General features: G+C 64.4%; 1 protein-coding gene. It reads left to right on the forward strand.

What is annotated here, in order from left to right:
- The coding region (locus A39O_RS32560; protein WP_040527451.1) for a transglycosylase SLT domain-containing protein at positions 1 to 2076 on the forward strand (2076 nt) is incomplete at its 5' end.
- Between the last annotated feature and the right edge of the window lie 173 nt (positions 2077 to 2249).

Consider the following 2249-nt stretch of genomic DNA (forward strand, 5'->3'; position numbering starts at 1 on the left):
CGGGCGTTGTCGCAGGCCGGCGTGACCAACCTCTATGCGCAGCGCTTCGCGCGCCAGAGCGGCATGTTCTTCGACCTGGGCGAGGTGGGCGGCAAGCGGGGCACGACCGTCATGGATGCGCGCATGGAGAGCTTCGATCAGGAGTACGGCCACCGCCCGCTGTTCGAGCAGTACACCGCGTTCGGCTATCTCAACAATCTGTCCACTCCACAATCAAAGGTGTATTTGGACCTGGCGCGCACGCTGAAGAAAGAGCGCAAGCAGACCCTGGGCGGCTTCGCCAACGACCTGCAAGGGCGCTATGGCGTGGATCTCGCGACGATGAATACGGGCGGCATCGAAGAGATCATCAAGGCGATGGACGCGGGGGCTGGTGATGTCTCGGGGATGGCCAAGCGCTATGTCAGCGAGATGGGTTTCCTGACTGGCACGCAGAAACAGCCCCTCACGGCTGCGATTGCCAAGGGCGACCCGGAAGCAATCCGCACGGCGCTGGTCAAGACCATTGCAACGCATGGCATCGAGAAGACCGAAGGCCAAAAGGACCGGATGACGGATGCGGACTATGCCAAGACGTTGGGGGATGCGGTCGGGGATAAGATCAATCCGGCGCTGCGCGGTATCAAGGAGGTATCGGCTGGCGGCCTGACCGCGGTGGACAACGGCGTGCAAGAGATCGTCACCAAGCTGAAAGAGTTGGCGGATATTGCCGACCCGACCGGGGGCGTGCGCGAGTCGCTGGCGCAGCGGGCGGGGGATTATGTGTATAAGGCCATCACCGATCCAATGGAAATCCGAGCAAAAAGCTATGGCGAGGCGCGCGAGATCATGGGGCGCAAGGCGCAGGGTGCGCGGGGGCGCGCAATGGACGCGTTTCGCGGGGCGGGCAGCGCTGTGCTGGACTTCTTTATCCCCCCCGCGGGCGGGGCCGATCTGCCGGGCGGCGGGGGAAACTACCCGTATCAGGCCATCGTGACCGATCGGGCTGCGCATTACGGCGTGCCGGCCGCGGACATGGCGGGGATTTTTGCCAGGGAATCACGGTTTGACCCAGATGCAAAAAATGTTGGGTCGCGCGGCGGTTCGTATGGGATTGGGCAATTCAACGACCAATCGATGTTGAAAGATTACGGCCTGACCGGCGCCGACGTGATGAAGATGAACCCATACGAACAAATTGATCTTGCTACCAAGCACTATAAAAAACTTTACGAAAAAGCCGGCCGCAATTCTGATCAGGCGATCATCAACTACAACGGCGGCGGCGATCCCAACTACTTACAGCACGTGCGCGAGCGGCAACGCGAATACGGGATTGGCGGCAGCGGGGCGGTTGCGCCAACCGGCAGCGGGGCGGTTGACGCCAACAGCCCTTTGTGGGAAATGGTCAGTCCGGCGCTAAGGGCGCAGAAAGGCATGATCCTGGGCGGCGCATCCGGTACCGGCCTAATCGCGGGCGATACGCTGATGATCGCCGACCAGATGTACCGCGAGGCGGCGCAAGCCGGCATTGCATTGCAAGTCGCCAACGGCGGCGGATCGCGAGGCAAGTCGCGCGCAGGTACCCGCAACCATGGCGACGTGCCGAGCAGAATCGGGGAATCGCTCGACTTGATCCCGAAAGGCGGATGGGCGTCCGCCGAGCAGCGCAAGATGCTCTATCGCATGGCGCTGGAGGCCGGCGCGGATCGCTTGGGCTACAGCCATGATGGCCACGCGCTGCATGTGCAGAAGGCGCGCCCGGCCAGCGTCGGCGGGACTGGATTGCCAAGCGCTACCTGGGGCTACGGCGGCGCGGTACCGCCCGAACTGCGGGATGCCTTGCGCAACGCATCGATGCCGAAAATCGCGGCACCACCCGCCGACCGCGAAGGCGCCTACGTCCCCAACCTCGACCGCCACCTCGCCGCCCAAGCCAATCGCGGCGCCCAGGACCGCTACGGCGAACTGACGCTGAACATCAACCAGCGGGTGAACGGCCAGACGCGCAGCCGCACCACGCAGCGCTTGCGGGCCGGCTCCGGGGTCGAACGGCCGCGCCTGCATGGCGATGTCGATCTGGCGGCGGGTGGCTGATGGGCGCGCGCGTCTTCACTCCGGCCTGTCGGGTGACGATCACCACGCAGCGGGGCACGACGATCGAGGTCGCGCCGCTGCTGGGCGACAACGGCCACGTGACGACGGCCAAGGCGTTGGACGCGCCCAAGGGGACCTGGGAGATCAGCGTGCCGGATCAGCCGTTCAAGATC

It is taken from the genome of Lamprocystis purpurea DSM 4197, from assembly GCF_000379525.1.
Taxonomy (GTDB): Bacteria; Pseudomonadota; Gammaproteobacteria; order Chromatiales; family Chromatiaceae; genus Thiodictyon; species Thiodictyon purpureum.